Genomic DNA, 15,791 nt, shown 5'->3' on the forward strand with positions numbered 1-15,791 from the left:
ATGAGCGCACACACCAGCCCCGCCATCGAGCTGCGGGGCGCGAGCAAGACCTTCAGAACCCCGTCAGGGGGACTGCACACAGCCGTGCGCGGTCTGGACCTCACCGTCGAGCGCGGTGAGTTCGTGGCCGTCGTCGGCCCGACCGGCTGCGGCAAGTCCACCACGCTGACGCTGGTCAGCGGCCTGGAGGAGCCCAGCGAGGGCGAGGTGCTGGTGGCCGGCGAGGCCGTCGACGGCGTCGGCGACAAGGTCGGCTTCGTCTTCCAGCAGGACGCCACCTTCCCCTGGCGCACGGTCCTGTCCAACGTCATGGCCGGCCCCCGCTTCCGGGGCGTACCTAAGGCCGAGGCCAAGGAGAAGGCCCGGGAGTGGCTGGCCCGCGTCGGCCTCGCCGCCTTCGAGGACCGTTACCCGCACCAGCTCTCCGGCGGTCAGCGCAAGCGCGTGGCGCTCGCCGCCACGTTCGTCAACGACCCCGAGATCCTGCTGATGGACGAGCCCTTCTCGGCGCTGGACGTGCAGACCCGGGCCCTGATGTCGGACGAGCTGCTGGAGCTGTGGGAGGGCACGGGCGCCTCCGTCGTCTTCGTCACCCACGATCTGGAGGAATCCATCGCGCTCGCCGACAAGGTCGTCGTGATGACCGCCGGACCCGCGACCGTGAAGCAGGTCTTCGAGATCGACCTTCCCCGGCCGCGCAAGGTGGAGTCGGTGCGCCTGGAGCCGCGGTTCATCGAGATCTACCGCGAGATCTGGGAGTCCCTCGGCGAAGAGGTCCGCATCACCCGTGAGAGGGGTGCCGCCCATGTCGCCTGAGGTCATGCCCGAGGCCCAGGTCGCGCCGGCCACGACCGAGCCCGCCGACAAGACGAACCGCGCACAGACCCGCGCCCAGGCCGCCCGCCGTCGCAAGGCTCTCGTCGCCGTTGTGCGCTTGCTGCTGCTGGTGGCCGTCCTCGGCCTGTGGGAGGGACTGTCCCGGGCGAAGGTCATCGATCCGTTCAACTTCTCGATGCCGTCGAAGATCTGGGACCAGATCTGGACCTGGGTGACCCACGGAACCGCGCTCGGCTCGCTGGGCGAACAGATCTGGTACACGCTCTACGAGGCACTGCTCGGCTGGGTCATCGGTGTGGTCGCCGGTGTGCTCCTCGGTATTGCACTTGGGCGGATCGGCTTGCTCGCCGAGGTCCTTGGTCCATACATCAAGGTGCTCAACTCGATCCCCAGGATCGTCCTGGCACCGATCTTCCTGATCTGGTTCGGGCTCGGGCCGTCCTCCAAGGTCGCCTCCGCCGTCGTGCTGGTGTTCTTCCCGGTGTTCTTCAACGCCTTCCAGGGCGCCCGGGAGGTGGACCGCAACCTGGTGGCCAACGCCCGCATCCTGGGCGCCGGCGACCGCCGTGTCACGCTCCAGGTGGTCATCCCGTCGGCCACCTCCTGGATCTTCACCAGCCTCCACGTCAGCTTCGGCTTCGCCCTCATCGGGGCCATCGTCGGCGAGTACATCGGCGCGACCAAGGGCATCGGCCTGCTCGTCGCGCAGTCGCAGAACACCTTCAACGCAGCCGGCGTCTACGCCGCGATGGTCATCCTCGCCGTCGTCGCCCTCGCCGCCGAGGGGCTGCTGACCTTCGCCGAGCGCCGCATCTTCCGCTGGAAGCCCTCCGGTTCCGACAGCTGACCGGCTCCTTTCACCGATCCATCTCCGGCCCCAGCCTGGCGCCCCCCGGGGACCCATGGCCCTCCTGGCCGCCCCCGGGCCCCTCCCCGGACCAGTCCCCCACGCCTTCCCCGTACCGCCCTCTCACAAGGACGTGAACCGCATGCGCAACACCGCCAGATACGCCTCCCTGGCCGCAGCCGGCCTGCTGGCGCTCTCCTCGCTCACCGCCTGTGCCAACGACGCGGCCAGCTCCACGGCCGACACCGGCAGCGATGGGGGCGGCGGCAAGGGCGAGACCGTCAAGATCATGGTCGGCGGCCTGGACAAGGTCATCTATCTGCCCGCGATGCTCACCCAGCGCCTCGGCTACTTCCAGGCAGAGGGTTTGAATGTCCAACTCCTCAGCGAACCCGCCGGTGTCCAGGCCGAGACCGCGCTCGTCTCCGGCCAGGTGCAGGGGGCGGTCGGCTTCTACGACCACACCCTCGACCTCCAGACCAAGGGCAAGTCGGTGGAGTCGGTCGTCCAGTTCTCGCACGCGCCCGGCGAGGTCGAGGTGGTCTCGAACAAGGCGGCCGGCGACCTCACGTCGCCCAAGGACTTCAAGGGCCGGAAGCTGGGCGTGACCGGGCTCGGTTCCTCCACCGACTTCCTCACCAAGTACCTCGCGGTCAAGAACGGCGTGCAGGTCAACGAGTTCACCCCCGTCGCCGTAGGCGCCGGACCCACGTTCATCGCGGCCCTCCAGAAGGGGGCGATCGACGGCGGGATGACCACCGACCCGACCGTCGCGACGATCCTGGACAAGAGGGCGGGCAAGGTCCTCATCGACATGCGCACCCCCGAGGGCTCGCAGAAGGCGCTGGGCGGGCCGTACCCGTCGTCAAGTCTGTACATGCAGACGGACTGGGTGAACGGACACAAGGACACCGTCCAGAAGTTGGTCAACGCATTCGTCAAGACGCTCAAGTGGATGTCCACCCACAGCGCCGACGAGATCGCCGCCAAGATGCCCGCCGACTACTCCCAGGGCAACAAGACGCTCTACGCCCAGGCCATCAAGAGCACCCTGCCGATGTTCACCGACGACGGCGTGATGCCCCAGGGCGGCCCGGAGACGGTTGAGAAGGTCCTCAAGTCGTTCAACCCGAACATCAAGAACGCAAAGGTCGACTTGAGCAAGACGTACACCACCGAGTTCGTCAACGCCGCCAAGTAGACGCGGCCAAGTACAGACGTCCGCTCAGCCGCGGGTCGCCCACACGTAACGGTGTTCCGGGCGGCCCGCGTCGCCGTACTTCAGGGTCAGCCGCGCCCGTCCGGTGCGCTCCAGCAGCTTCAGATACCGCTGGGCCGTCTGCCGGCTCACCCCGGTCCGCTCGGCGATCTCCTGGGCGGACAGCGGGCCCTCGGCGTTCATCAGCGCCTGGCGCACCAGTTCTGCCGTCGTCGGGGAGTGCCCCTTGGGCAGTTCGGGCGCCGGCCTCGCGGACAGCGCGCCGAAGATGCGGTCCACGTCCGCCTGTTCGGCCTCGCCGCCGCCGTCCAGTGTGCGCCGCAACTGGGAGTATGCCTCCAGTTTGGCGCGCAGACCGGCGAAGGCGAACGGTTTCACCAGGTACTGCAGCGCCCCCTGGCGCATCGCGGCCTGGACGGTCGACACGTCCCGCGCCGCCGTCACCATGATCACGTCGGCCTGGTGGCCGCGCCGGCGCATCTCGCGGACGACCGCGAGGCCGGTGTCGTCGGACAGGTAGTGGTCCATGAGGACCAGGTCCAGCCGCGGCAGCGTCTCCACCTGCCGCAGCGCCTCGGCGGCGCTGTGCGCCTCGCCGGCCACGTGGAATCCCGGCACCTTCGCCACGTACGCGGCGTTGACCCGGGCGACGCGGGTGTCGTCGTCCACGACCAGGACCTCGATCATCGGGCCTCCTCCTCGGTGACGGCGGCGGGCCCCAGGGACTTCTCGGGCACCGCGGGCTCCAGCTCCGGCTCGGTCAGCGCCTCCGGCAGGACCACGGTGAACTCCGCGCCGCCACCGGCCGCCTCGCCCGCCGTCGCGCTTCCGCCCTGTCGTTGGGCGAGCCGGCGCACCAGCGAGAGCCCGAGGCCCCGTTTGCCGTGCGCGGGCGGCTTCTTGGTGGACCAGCCCTCGGTGAATATCAACTCGCGCTGATCCGCCGGGACCCCGGGGCCCGTGTCGCGCACCCTGAGGACGACCGTACGGCCCTCGGTGCGCAACTCGACCTCCACGCGCGCGTGCAGCGTGCCGGCGACCGCGTCAAGGGCGTTGTCCACCAGGTTGCCCACGACCGTGACCAGACCGCGCGGATCGATCAGCCGATCGGGCAGCCGGGTGTGCTCGGACACCCACAGCGCGACGCCCCGCTCGGCCGCCACGGTCGCCTTGCCGACCAGCAGCGCCGCCAGCAGGGGATCCTGGATCTTCTCGGTGACCTGCTCGGCGGTGGCCCGGTGGTCGCCGACCACCTCGCCGACGAACTCCACGGCGTCGTCGTACATCTCCAGCTCCAGCAGTCCGAGCATGGTGTGCATGCGGTTGGCGTGCTCGTGGTCCTGGGCGCGCAGGGCGTCGATCAGCCCGCGCGTGGAGTCGAGTTCGCGCCCCAGCTGTTCCAGTTCGGTGCGGTCGCGCAGGGTGGCCACGGCACCGCCGTCGTCGGTGGGCATACGGTTGGCGACCAGCACGCGCTGGCCACGCACGGTGAGCAGATCGGTGCCGGTCACCCGGCCGGCCAGGACGTCCGTCGTACGGCCCGCGCCCAGCGCCTCGTCCGGGGTCCGTCCGACGGCCTCGTCGCCGATGCCGAGCAGCCGCCGCGCCTCGTCGTTGAGCAGGCGGACACGGCCGCCGCGGTCGAGGGCGACCACGCCCTCACGGATGCCGTGCAGCATCGCCTCGCGCTCCGCGAGCAGCGCCGAGATGTCGGAGAAGGCCAGGTCCCGGGTCTGCCGCTGGACCCGCCGGGAGATCAGCCAGGCGGCCAGCGCGCCCACCGCGAGAGCACCCCCGGCGTACGCGAACAGGCCCGGGATCGCGCTGATCAGCCGCGCCCGCACGCTGTCGTAGGCGATACCGACCGAGACCGCCCCGATGATCCGGTGGTGGGTGTCGTACAGCGGCACCTTGCCGCGGGCCGAGCGGCCCAGGGTGCCGTTGTCGATCTCCATGACCTCATGACCGGCCAGAGCCGGCCTGGGGTTGGTGGAGACATGCCCGCCGATCTCCGCGAGGGTGGTGTGCGACCAGCGCATGCCCCGCCGGTCCATCACCACGATGTACTGCGCGTGCGTGGCCCGTCGGATCCGCTCGGCCTCCTTCTGCACCGGACCGTCCGCGGTCGGTGAGGTGGTCAGCACGCCCTCCGCGATCTGCGGGTCCTGGGCCGTCGTCTGCGCGATGGCCAGCGCGCGGTGCTCCGCCTCCTGGTCCAGCTGCCTGCTCAGCGGTGCCAGGAACAGTCCGGTCGCGAGCACCGCGACGCCCGCGGCGATCGCCACCTGCATCAGCAGCACCTGCGAGAACACCCGCCGCGGCAGACCCACGCGCAGACGGCGTGCGGGGGGAGTGGGACTCATGCCCATGACGGTACGTGGGGTGACCGGACGCGCCCCAGGGGATGTGGTGGGGATCTCTTGACCAGTTCTTGAAACAGGCGGTCGCTGTGGGAGGGCGGTCGCTCAGCCCGCCGGCGCCGTAGGCCTGAGCTCGCGCACGGCGACGACGTCCATGCGCGCCGGCGTGCCGAGCACCGCCGCGCCGCAGCTCTCCGGGCGCGGCGGCAGCGACGCCCCCTGCGCCACGGTCACCCGCCAGCGGCGGCCGTCGGCGTGTCCGACGGTGACCTCCCAGCGCGGGGCCGCACCGTCGGTCCGTACGACGCTCAGCAGCCCCGCCCGGTACTCGCCCGCCACCGACCGGACGGCCAGCTCGGCCGCCTGACCGGGCCGTTCCCAGGCGGAGCAGCCGCGGCACCCCTCGACCACCACGCGCCCCTCCTGCGCGCCGTGCAGCGCCTCCTTGATGGTGTGCGCCTCGGCGCGGCCGTAGGCGTAGCCGTACGGCAGGACGAGCACGGTCGGCGAGAAGCGATGGCCACCCAGGTGGGTGACCTCCCAGACGCCGCGCACCCCCGAGGCGCACAGTTCGGCGGCGAGGGGACGGCCCAGGAGAGCACAGCAGCGGTCGCGCTTGCCGTTGGTGCACACGAGCGCGAGCGGCTCGCCGCCGTACGGCCTTCCGCCGAGCGCGGCGCCGAAGGAACGGTGGTCGCCCGCTCCGAGGGCGGCGAAGTCGAGGCCGAGCAGTCGGCGCGGATCGCGGGTCGTGGCGCTGTGCAGCCAGACGCGACCCGGCACGGTGTGGGTGGCGTACACCTGCCGGACGGCGCGCGTGCCGGGGTCGGCATGGCGCCCGGGGCGCCGGATCAGCGCGACGCGTACGCCGGTTCCCTCGGCGGCCGCCTCCAGCGCCCGCCCGACGGCAGAGTCCAGGTGGCTCGAAGTGAGCGCCTTGGCACCCCACGGGCCAGGCTGTTCCAGGAGCAGCCACGTCGTCGCCGTGGCCGCCGTACCGGAAACGGGCTCGGCGAGGCTCCGGGAAACGGTCGCACACCTACTCACAGAGGCGAGCCTAACCTGACTCTCCCTGGGGCGACTTCCGGCCGTGGTGGTGTCCTACTCCGGGCGGGTTTCGGGGCCGAGCGGTTCGGGCAGCGGCTGCGGAGGGCGCGGACCGACGTACTGGCCCACCGGGCGCATGCGCAGCGGGCGCTCGCCGTACTCCTCCAGGGCGTGGGCGATCCAGCCCGCGGTCCGCGCGACGGCGAAGATGGTCTCGCCGGCCGTGGCGGGCATGCCGCTGGACGCCGTGAACACCGCCAGGGCCAGGTCGACGTTGGCGTGCAGCGGGGTGCGCCGGGCGGTGGTGGCGACGATGTCCCGGGCGGCGAGCAGGGCGGACTCCGCGCGCGGGACCCGCTCCAGGAGGCCGAACAGCACGCTCGCCCGCGGGTCCTCGCCGATGTACAGCCGGTGGCCGAGCCCCGGGACCCGGCGGCCCGCGCGCAACTCGTCGGCGATCACCGGGACCGCTGTGCCCTGGTCGAGCACGTCGAGCAGCATGCGGTGGGCGTTGCCGCTCGCGGCGCCGTGCAGCGGGCCCTCCAGGACGCCGAGCCCGGCCGAGACGGCCGCGTAGGCGTGCGCGCGGGCCGAGGCGGCGACCCGGACCGCGAGCGTGGAGGCGGCCAGATCGTGGTCGGCGAGCAGGGCGAGCGCGGTGTCCAGGACGCGCAGGGACGCCTCGTCGGCGGGGTGGCCGGTGAGCCGGCCCCAGAGCCGGTGGGCGAGCGGGCCGTCGTCCTTGTGGTCGCGCCGGACCGGCGGCAGCGCGTCGACGAGCGTGGGGATCAGGATCCGCGCGGTGTTCAGCACGGTGTCTTCGGACAGGTCGAAGCGCAGCGGGTCCTCGGCCGCCGCGGCGACGGCCGCCACGCGCAGCCGGTCGGTGGGGGAGGCGTGTTCGGACAGCGCGTTCACCGCGCGGCGCGCCACCTCGACGGTCGGGGCGGGCGCGGAGAAGGTCACGCCCGGGGTGAGCCGGCCCGTCCACAGCCACTCCGCGACCTCCTCGTAGGAGTGACGGAGTGCCAGCTCTACGGCGTCCACGCCCCGGAAGTAGTACCGGTCCTGCTCGATCAGCGTGAGGCGGGTCCGGACGGACAGGTCCCCGGCGGAGCCGGGGGTTCCCGCCGCCTCCCGGCGGTGGCGCCGGGCGAGGGCCTCGACCTCCTTCGCCTCGAAGGTGCTGGCACGTCCGCCGGGCTCGCGCCTGCTGCTGAGCAGACCGCGGCTGACGTACGCGTACACCGTCTCCGGCTTCACGCCGAGCAGTTCGGCGGTCTCCTTGGTGGTCAGCCTGCGCCCGGGACGGCCGGGAGCGGGTTCGTGATCGCGCATGGGGGTCACCGTAGCCGCCTCTGCATATGTTGATCGATCTATGTTGATGCAATCAATATTGACAAGGAACTCGTCAAGCATGGACAGTCGGATCAAGTCCAGGGAGGAGAATCATGGCGATCAACAGGGCCGCGGCCCCGTACATCGACGCACCGCGCGGCCTCGCCGGCGTCGTCGTCACCGAGACCGAGATCGGTGACGTCCGGGGGCGCGAGGGCTTCTACCACTACCGCCAGTACTCGGCCGTCGAACTCGCGCGGACCCGTGGCTTCGAGGACGTCTGGCACCTCCTTGTGCACGGCACGCTCCCGGACGCGGAGCGCCGCGCCGCCTTCACCGCCGAGGCGGCGGCGCTGCGGCGGCTGCCCGAGGAGGTGGCCTCGGCGCTGCCCGGGATCGCCGCGGCGAGCCGCGTCTCCGGCCCGCTGTCCGGGCTGCGCACGGCCCTGTCCCTGCTCGGCTCGGCCCGCGGACTCCGGCCGGTGTACGACATCGACGCCGACCGGCGCCGCGCCGACACCCTGGCCGTCTGCGCGGCCGTACCCACGCTGCTCACCGCGCTGTACCGGCTCGGGCAGGGCCTCGAGCCGGTCGAGCCGCGCGAGGACCTCCCGTACGCGGCCAACTACCTGTACATGCTCACGGGCGAGGAGCCCGAGCCGCGGCGGGCGCGTGCGGTCGAGCAATACCTGATCTCAACCATTGATCACGGGTTCAATGCATCAACCTTCACGGCCCGCGTCATCGCCTCCACCGGGGCCGACGTGGCCGCCTGCCTGACCGGAGCCGTGGGCGCGCTGTCCGGACCGCTGCACGGAGGCGCGCCCAGCCGGGCCCTGGACACCCTGGACGCCATCGGCACGCCGGGCCGGATCGACCCCTGGATCCGCGAGCGGGTGTTCGCCGGCGACCGGATCATGGGCTTCGGACACGCCATCTACCGCACGGAGGACCCCCGTTCCCGGATGCTGCGGGAGATCGCCCAGAGCTTCGGCGGACCGCGGGTGGACTTCGCGGTGGAGGTCGAACGCCGCGTCGAGGCGATCCTCGCCGAGCTCAAGCCCGGCCGCGAACTCCACACCAACGTCGAGTTCTACGCCGGCGTGGTCATGGAACTCTGCGGACTGCCCCGCGAGATGTTCACTCCCACGTTCGCCGCGGCGCGGGTGGTGGGCTGGAGCGCCAACATCCTGGAACAGGCGGCCGACTCGAAGATCATCCGGCCGGTCGCGCGGTACGTGGGGCCGACGCCGCCGGTCGCGGTGCCGGTCGTCGGCTGACGCACCCGCCCCAGGCGCCCCTCCTATCCTGGACCGGCAGTCGGTCCGCACGAGAGAGGTCGCCCGTTGGGGAACAGCCTGGCGAACAGCCCGGACAGCAGCCGTAGCCCGCAGCAGATCCCGGTCGTCGTGCTCGCCGGTTTCCTCGGCTCCGGGAAGACCACACTCCTCAACCACCTCCTGCACCGCAGCGGAGGCAGCCGGATCGGGGCGATCGTCAACGACTTCGGGGCCATCGAGATCGACGCGATGGCCGTCGCGGGAGCCCTCGGCGACTCGACCGTCTCGCTCGGCAACGGCTGCCTGTGCTGTGCCGTCGACGCAAGCGAACTCGACCGCTATCTGGAGCGGCTCGCCGACCCGGGCACCGGCATCGACGTGATCGTCATCGAGGCCAGCGGGCTCGCCGAGCCACAGGAACTCGTGCGGATGGTGCTGGCCGGCGAGCACCCGAGAGTCGTCTACGGCGGCCTGGTCGAGGTCGTGGACGCCGCCGAGTTCGACGACACGCGCGCGAAGCACCCCGAGATCGACCGGCACCTGGCGCTCGCCGACCTCGTCGTCGTCAACAAGCTGGACCGCGCGGACGACGCCGACGGGGTGCTGGCCCTCGTCCGCTCGCTCACCGACCGGGCTGCCGTCGTCCCCGCCACCTACGGCCGTATCGACCCCGAGTTCCTCTTCGACTGCAGGCCGAGCGAGGAGCGGATCGGGCAGCTGTCCTTCGACGACCTCCACGAGCACACCGGGGACGACGAGCACGCCGGTCATCTGCACACCGGCTACGACAGCCTGTCCTTCACCTCGGAGGTCCCCCTGGAACCCCGCCGGCTCATGCGGTTCCTGGACAGCCGGCCAGAGGGGCTGTACCGGATCAAGGGCCATGTGGACTTCGGGTCGTACGACACGCGCAACCGGTACGCCGTACACGCCGTCGGCCGGTTCCTGCGCTTCTACCCGGAGCCCTGGGCCGCTGCCGGCGACCGTCTCACCCAGCTCGTGCTGATCGGCTCCGGCATCGACGGCGAGGCCCTCGGCCAGGAGCTCAAGGGGTGCCGGAACGACGCCCCACACGCCGACGAACACGGCATGTGGGGCGTCCTGCGCTATGTCCAAGGCCCCGACGAGGCGGACCTGGAAGATCCGCCCGCCTAGAGCACCGGTCCCGCGACCACCGCCACCGTCTTCGGCAGCGACGTGCCCGAACCGTCCCGGCGCGGGTCCGGCTCCGGCAGGTCCACCGGGGTGCCGTTCTTCTGCGCCGCGCGCGCGGGAACCGCGCCCGCCCAGGCCAGCGACAGACAGTCCTCGCCCTTCAGGAACCGCTGGCAGCGCACACCGCCCGTGGCCCGGCCCTTGCGCGGGTACTGGTCGAACGGCGTCAGCTTGGCGGTCGTCTGCACCGAGTCGTCCAGCGTGCCGCGCGAGCCCGCGACCGTGAACACCACCGCGTCGGCCGCCGGGTCGACCGCCGTGAAGGAGATGACCTTCGCGCCCTCGGTGAGCTTGATGCCCGCCATACCGCCCGCCGGACGGCCCTGCGGGCGCACGATGGACGCCTGGAAGCGCAGCAGCTGCGCGTCGTCGGTGATGAAGACCAGGTCCTCCTCACCGGTGCGCAGCTCCACCGCGCCGACGATCCGGTCGCCCTCCTTCAGCGTGATGACCTCCAACTCGTCCTTGTTGGACGGGTAGTCGGGCACCACGCGCTTGACGACGCCCTGCTCGGTGCCGAGCGCCAGGCCCGGGGACGACTCGTCGAGCGTGGTCAGGCAGACCACCGTCTCGTCGTCCTCCAGGGAGACGAACTCCGCCAGCGGCGCGCCTCCGGAGAGGTTCGGCGCGGTCGCCGTCTCCGGCAGCTGGGGCAGGTCGACCACGTTGATGCGCAGCAGCCGGCCCGCCGAGGTCACCGCGCCGATCTCGCCGCGCGCGGTCGCCGGGACCGCCGAGACGATCACGTCGTGCTTGACGCGCTTCCCGCCGGCCTCCTCCGGGAACGGCTCCGCCGTCGCCGTACGGGCCAGCAGCCCCGTCGAGGACAGCAGCACCCGGCACGGGTCGTCGGCCACCTGCAGCGGCACCGCCGCCACCGGGGCGCCCGCGGACTCCAGCAGGACCGTACGCCGGTCGGTGCCGAACTTCTTGGTCACGGCGGCCAGTTCGTTCGAAACCAGTTTGCGCAGCTCCGCGTCGGACTCCAGGATCCGGGTCAGCTCCGCGATCTCCGCGGTGAGCCTGTCCTTCTCCGCCTCCAGCTCGATGCGGTCGTACTTGGTGAGCCGGCGCAGCGGCGTGTCGAGGATGTACTGCGTCTGGATCTCGCTCAGCGAGAAGCGCTGCATCAGGCGCTCCTTGGCCTGCGCGGAGTTCTCGCTGGACCGGATCAGCCGGATGACCTCGTCGATGTCGACCAGCGCCGTCAGCAGACCCTCGACCAGGTGCAGCCGGTCGCGCCTCTTGCCGCGGCGGAACTCGCTGCGGCGCCGCACCACGTCGAAGCGGTGGTCGAGATAGACCTCCAGCAGCTCCTTCAGGCCCAGCGTGAGCGGCTGGCCGTCCACCAGCGCGACATTGTTGATGCCGAAGGACTCCTCCATCGGGGTCAGCTTGTACAGCTGCTCCAGGATCGCCTCCGGCACGAAGCCGTTCTTGACCTCGATGACCAGGCGCAGGCCGTGCTCGCGGTCGGTCAGGTCCTTGACGTCGGCGATGCCCTGGACCTTCTTGCTGTTGACCAGGTCCTTGATCTTCGCGATGACCTTCTCCGGGCCGACCGCGAAGGGCAGTTCCGTGATGACCAGGCCCTTGCGGCGGGCGGTCACCGCCTCGACCGAGACCGTCGCGCGCATCTTGAAGGTGCCGCGGCCCGTCGCGTACGCGTCCCGGATGCCGTCCAGGCCGACGATCCGGCCGCCGGTGGGCAGGTCCGGGCCCGGGACGTGCTTCATGAGCGCGTCCAGGTCCGCGTTCGGGTGCCTGATCAGGTGGCGGGCGGCCGCGATGACCTCGCGCAGGTTGTGCGGCGGCATGTTCGTCGCCATGCCGACCGCGATGCCCGAGGAGCCGTTGACCAGCAAGTTCGGGAAGGCGGCGGGCAGCGCCACCGGCTCCCGCTCCTGGCCGTCGTAGTTCGGCGCGAAGTCGACCGTGTCCTCGTCGATCGACTCGGTCATCAGGCTCGTCGCCTCGGCCTGCCGGCACTCCGTGTACCGCATGGCGGCCGGCGGGTCGTCGTTGCCCAGCGAGCCGAAGTTGCCGTGGCCGTCGACCAGCGGCACGCGCATGGAGAAGGGCTGGGCCATGCGCACCAGGGCGTCGTAGATCGACGCGTCGCCGTGCGGGTGCAGCTTGCCCATGACCTCGCCGACGACACGCGCGCACTTCACATAGCCGCGGTCGGGGCGCAGGCCCATCTCGTTCATCTGGTACACGATCCGGCGGTGCACCGGCTTGAGGCCGTCACGGGCGTCCGGCAGGGCGCGCGAGTAGATGACCGAGTACGCGTACTCGAGGTAGGAGCCACGCATCTCGTCCACGACGTCGATGTCGAGGATCTTCTCCTCGTACGAATCGTCGGGCGGCGGGGTCTTCGTGCTGCGGCGGGCCATCGCTGCCGGCTCCTTGCTACTGAAGCGTTTGATGGATCTGACGCGGACCATTGTGGACCGCGGCACTGACAACCGGGGCCATGGCCCGGTCTTCCACGGTCCGCCCGGCACCGCAAGGCGCACCGGACCGGCACCGCACAGTGCCCGCCGGCCGTCCTGCGGGCACGCGAGTCGCAGGCTACGCGATCCGCTGTGGGCGTACGTCCCGCGGGAACTTCGCCGAGGCCCCGCACGGTTTGCATACAGTGGCAGGAACGGCAGGAAAACCGCGGTTTTCACAACCGCCTCCGCTCGCGAAGGGATGTACATGCCCATGGGTCACACGACCACAGCCGAGGCAGGCTCCGGGGGCCTGACAGCGACCGAGCACCGCCTGGCCAACGGTCTGCGCGTGGTGCTCTCCGAGGACCACCTGACCCCGGTGGCGGCGGTCTGCCTCTGGTACGACGTCGGCTCCCGCCACGAAGTCAAGGGGCGTACCGGCCTGGCTCACCTTTTCGAGCACCTGATGTTCCAGGGCTCGGCGCAGGTCAAGGGCAACGGTCACTTCGAGCTGGTGCAGGGCGCCGGCGGCTCGCTCAACGGCACCACCAGCTTCGAGCGCACCAACTACTTCGAGACCATGCCCGCCCACCAGCTGGAGCTGGCGCTCTGGCTGGAGGCCGACCGCATGGGCTCGCTGCTGGCCGCCCTGGACGACGAGTCCATGGAGAACCAGCGGGACGTCGTCAAGAACGAGCGCCGCCAGCGCTACGACAACGTGCCCTACGGCACCGCCTTCGAGAAGCTGACCGCCCTGTCGTACCCGGAGGGCCACCCCTACCACCACACGCCGATCGGCTCGATGGCGGACCTGGACGCGGCCACCCTGGAGGACGCCCGCCAGTTCTTCCGCACCTACTACGCGCCGAACAACGCGGTGCTCTCCGTGGTCGGCGACATCGACCCCAAGCAGACCCTCGCCTGGATCGAGAAGTACTTCGGTTCCATCCCGTCCCACGACGGCAAGGCCGCCCCTCGCGAGGGCTCCCTGCCGGACGTCATCGGCGAGCAGAAGCGCGAGGTCGTCGTCGAGGAGGTTCCGGCGCGCGCCCTGATGGCCGCCTACCGCCTTCCGCACGACGGCACGCGCGCGTGCGACGCCGCCGATCTCGCCCTGACCATCCTCGGCGGCGGCGAGTCCTCCCGCCTGTACAACCGGCTGGTCCGCCGCGACCGTACGGCCGTCGCGGCCGGCTTCGGCCTGCTGCGCCTCGCCGGCGCGCCCTCCATGGGCTGGCTGGACGTGAAGACCTCCGGTGACGTCGAGGTGCCGGTCATCGAGACCGCCATCGACGAGGAGCTGGCCCGGTTCGCCGAGGAGGGCCCCACGGCCGAGGAGATGGAGCGCGCCCAGGCCCAGTTGGAGCGCGAGTGGCTGGACCGGCTGGGCACGGTCGCCGGCCGCGCCGACGAACTGTGCCGGTACGCCGTCCTGTTCGGCGACCCGCAGCTCGCCCTCACCGCCGTCAAGCGCGTCCTGGAGGTGACCCCCCAGGAGGTCCAGGAGGTCGCCCAGGCCCGTCTGCGCCCCGACAACCGGGCGGTCCTGGTGTATGAGCCGAAGTCCCCGGAGCAGGCCCCGGACGCCGACGTTCCCGAGGACCCGGAGCAGGAAGCCACCGTAGAGGCCGGTAACGAGAACGAGGAGACGGCCAAGTGACCGAGCTCGCCACCATGGACTTCCATCCCCAGCCGCAGGCCGGCGAGGCCAGGCCCTGGGCGTTCCCGGCGCCCGAGCGCACCGCGCTCGACAACGGCCTGACCGTGCTGCGCTGCCACCGCCCCGGCCAGCAGGTCGTCGCCGTCGAGGTGCTGCTGGACGCGCCCCTGGACGCCGAGCCGGCCGGCCTGGACGGCGTCGCCACGATCATGGCGCGGGCCTTCTCCGAGGGCACCGACAAGCACTCCGCCGAGGAGTTCGCCGCCGAGCTGGAGCGCGCGGGCGCCACGCTGGACTCGCACGCCGACCACCCCGGCGTCCGGCTCAGCCTGGAGGTCCCCGCCTCGCGCCTGGCCAAGGGCCTCGGCCTGCTCGCCGACGCGCTGCGCGCGCCCGCCTTCGCCGACAGCGAGGTGGAGCGGCTGGTCCGCAACCGCCTGGACGAGATCCCGCACGAGCTGGCCAACCCCTCCCGCCGGGCCGCCAAGGAGCTCTCCAAGGAGCTGTTCCCGGTGGCCTCGCGCATGTCGCGGCCCCGCCAGGGCACCGAGGAGACCGTCGAGAAGATCGACGCCGCCGCCGTACGTGCCTTCTACGGCCGGCACGTACGCCCCGCCACGGCCACCGCGGTGGTGGTCGGCGACCTTACCGGGGTCGACCTGGACGCGCTGCTCGGCGACACCCTGGGCGCCTGGACCGGCACGCCGGGCGAGCCGCGGCCCGTGCCGCCGGTGACCGCCGACGACACCGGGCGCGTGGTCATCGTGGACCGGCCCGGCGCCGTGCAGACGCAGCTGCTCATCGGCCGCGTCGGCCCCGACCGGCACGACCGGGTGTGGCCCGCCCAGGTGCTCGGCACCTACTGCCTCGGCGGCACCCTCACCTCCCGCCTGGACCGGGTCCTGCGCGAGGAGAAGGGCTACACCTACGGTGTGCGCTCCTTCGGCCAGGTCCTCCGGTCCGCACCGGACGGCACGGGCGCCTCGATGCTCGCCATCAGCGGCTCCGTGGACACCCCCAACACCGGCCCGGCGCTGGAGGACCTGTGGAAGGTGCTGCGCACCCTCGCGGCGGACGGTCTGACCGACGCCGAGCGGGACGTGGCCGTGCAGAACCTCGTCGGGGTGGCGCCGCTGAAGTACGAGACCGCGGCGGCCGTCGCGAGCACGCTGGCCGACCAGGTCGAGCAGTACCTGCCCGACGACTTCCAGGCGACGCTCTATCAGCAGCTGGCCGCGACGGGCACGGTGGAGGCCACGGCGGCCGTGGTGAACGCCTTCCCGGTGGACCGTCTGGTGACCGTCCTCGTCGGTGACGCCTCCCAGATCAAGGCACCGGTGGAGGCACTCGGCATCGGTGAAGTGACGGTCGTGGCGGCCGAGTAACCGCACGCGCGTGGGGCCCTGACGGTCTTTGGACCGTCAGGGCCCCTGCCGTTCTCACTCCCTTACCGGGATGCCCGATTTGAGGCGGAGGTTGCCTGTCTGCCCTGTGGGATGCGCTACAAAAGCCTGGATCCGTTTGGGGTTCGAAAGCAGGCTTACGTAGCG

The 15,791-nt window shown here is 71.5% G+C and carries 12 protein-coding genes; 7 read left to right on the plus strand and 5 right to left on the minus strand.

All coding sequences use genetic code 11. From position 1 onward, the window contains the following. The 3 genes from ACZ5NH_RS28530 (at position 1) to ACZ5NH_RS28540 (ending at position 2,885) form a co-directional block, all read left to right on the plus strand. Positions 1–816: an ABC transporter ATP-binding protein gene (locus ACZ5NH_RS28530; protein ID WP_388624907.1), complete on the plus strand. Its 816-nt coding sequence runs from the start codon at positions 1–3 to the stop codon at positions 814–816. Beyond that, positions 806–1,684 (plus strand): ABC transporter permease, encoded by an 879-nt coding sequence (locus ACZ5NH_RS28535; protein ID WP_388624904.1) that lies wholly within the window; start codon positions 806–808, stop codon positions 1,682–1,684. Before ACZ5NH_RS28530 ends, ACZ5NH_RS28535 begins: the two co-directional genes overlap by 11 nt. A 142-nt stretch (positions 1,685–1,826) precedes the next feature. After that, on the plus strand, positions 1,827–2,885 hold the full coding sequence (locus ACZ5NH_RS28540; RefSeq protein WP_468779197.1) for an ABC transporter substrate-binding protein: 1,059 nt from the start codon (positions 1,827–1,829) through the stop codon (positions 2,883–2,885). 24 nt (positions 2,886–2,909) lie between these two features. Here the strand turns inward: ACZ5NH_RS28540 and ACZ5NH_RS28545 are convergent, their stop codons facing one another. From ACZ5NH_RS28545 to ACZ5NH_RS28560, 4 genes are all read right to left on the minus strand, one after another. After that, positions 2,910–3,590 (minus strand): response regulator, encoded by a 681-nt coding sequence (locus ACZ5NH_RS28545; RefSeq protein ID WP_468779199.1) that lies wholly within the window; start codon positions 3,588–3,590, stop codon positions 2,910–2,912. After that, complete coding sequence (locus ACZ5NH_RS28550; RefSeq protein WP_468779201.1) at positions 3,587–5,266, minus strand: ATP-binding protein; 1,680 nt, start codon at positions 5,264–5,266, stop codon at positions 3,587–3,589. Before ACZ5NH_RS28550 ends, ACZ5NH_RS28545 begins: the two co-directional genes overlap by 4 nt. A gap of 102 nt (positions 5,267–5,368) precedes the next feature. Next, on the minus strand, positions 5,369–6,310 hold the full coding sequence (locus tag ACZ5NH_RS28555; protein WP_468779203.1) for a sucrase ferredoxin: 942 nt from the start codon (positions 6,308–6,310) through the stop codon (positions 5,369–5,371). Positions 6,311–6,364: 54 nt separating this feature from the next. After that, a complete protein-coding gene (locus tag ACZ5NH_RS28560) occupies positions 6,365–7,648 on the minus strand; it encodes a citrate synthase (protein WP_468779204.1) in 1,284 nt (427 codons plus the stop codon). Between the two features lie 113 nt (positions 7,649–7,761). On the opposite strand from ACZ5NH_RS28560, the gene ACZ5NH_RS28565 reads away from it, so the two are divergent. Together ACZ5NH_RS28565 and ACZ5NH_RS28570 are read left to right on the plus strand one after the other, a co-directional pair. Next, positions 7,762–8,928, plus strand: coding sequence for a citrate synthase/methylcitrate synthase (locus tag ACZ5NH_RS28565; protein WP_468779206.1), 1,167 nt, complete (start codon positions 7,762–7,764; stop codon positions 8,926–8,928). 66 nt (positions 8,929–8,994) lie between these two features. Next, complete coding sequence (locus ACZ5NH_RS28570; protein WP_468779208.1) at positions 8,995–10,083, plus strand: CobW family GTP-binding protein; 1,089 nt, start codon at positions 8,995–8,997, stop codon at positions 10,081–10,083. On the opposite strand, the gene ACZ5NH_RS28575 is transcribed toward ACZ5NH_RS28570, so the two are convergent. Further along, positions 10,080–12,539, minus strand: coding sequence for a DNA gyrase/topoisomerase IV subunit A (locus ACZ5NH_RS28575; RefSeq protein ID WP_468779210.1), 2,460 nt, complete (start codon positions 12,537–12,539; stop codon positions 10,080–10,082). The genes ACZ5NH_RS28570 and ACZ5NH_RS28575 overlap by 4 nt on opposite strands. A 307-nt stretch (positions 12,540–12,846) precedes the next feature. Between ACZ5NH_RS28575 and ACZ5NH_RS28580 the strand changes: the two genes are divergently transcribed. Together ACZ5NH_RS28580 and ACZ5NH_RS28585 are read left to right on the plus strand one after the other, a co-directional pair. Then, positions 12,847–14,241: a M16 family metallopeptidase gene (locus ACZ5NH_RS28580; protein ID WP_468779212.1), complete on the plus strand. Its 1,395-nt coding sequence runs from the start codon at positions 12,847–12,849 to the stop codon at positions 14,239–14,241. Further along, a complete protein-coding gene (locus tag ACZ5NH_RS28585; protein ID WP_451555886.1) occupies positions 14,238–15,626 on the plus strand; it encodes a M16 family metallopeptidase in 1,389 nt (462 codons plus the stop codon). The genes ACZ5NH_RS28580 and ACZ5NH_RS28585 overlap by 4 nt, the downstream gene beginning before the upstream one ends. Positions 15,627–15,791 lie beyond the last annotated feature (165 nt).

Source organism: Streptomyces sp. NPDC031426 (assembly GCF_055581585.1).

Coding starts and splice junctions, on each gene's coding strand:
- ACZ5NH_RS28530 (WP_388624907.1), top strand. CDS start 1: ATGAGCGCACACACCAGCCCCGCCATCGAGCTGCGGGGCGCGAGCAAG.
- ACZ5NH_RS28535 (WP_388624904.1), top strand. CDS start 806: ATGTCGCCTGAGGTCATGCCCGAGGCCCAGGTCGCGCCGGCCACGACC.
- ACZ5NH_RS28540 (WP_468779197.1), top strand. CDS start 1,827: ATGCGCAACACCGCCAGATACGCCTCCCTGGCCGCAGCCGGCCTGCTG.
- ACZ5NH_RS28545 (WP_468779199.1), bottom strand. CDS start 3,590: ATGATCGAGGTCCTGGTCGTGGACGACGACACCCGCGTCGCCCGGGTC.
- ACZ5NH_RS28550 (WP_468779201.1), bottom strand. CDS start 5,266: ATGAGTCCCACTCCCCCCGCACGCCGTCTGCGCGTGGGTCTGCCGCGG.
- ACZ5NH_RS28560 (WP_468779204.1), bottom strand. CDS start 7,648: ATGCGCGATCACGAACCCGCTCCCGGCCGTCCCGGGCGCAGGCTGACC.
- ACZ5NH_RS28565 (WP_468779206.1), top strand. CDS start 7,762: ATGGCGATCAACAGGGCCGCGGCCCCGTACATCGACGCACCGCGCGGC.
- ACZ5NH_RS28575 (WP_468779210.1), bottom strand. CDS start 12,539: ATGGCCCGCCGCAGCACGAAGACCCCGCCGCCCGACGATTCGTACGAG.
- ACZ5NH_RS28580 (WP_468779212.1), top strand. CDS start 12,847: ATGCCCATGGGTCACACGACCACAGCCGAGGCAGGCTCCGGGGGCCTG.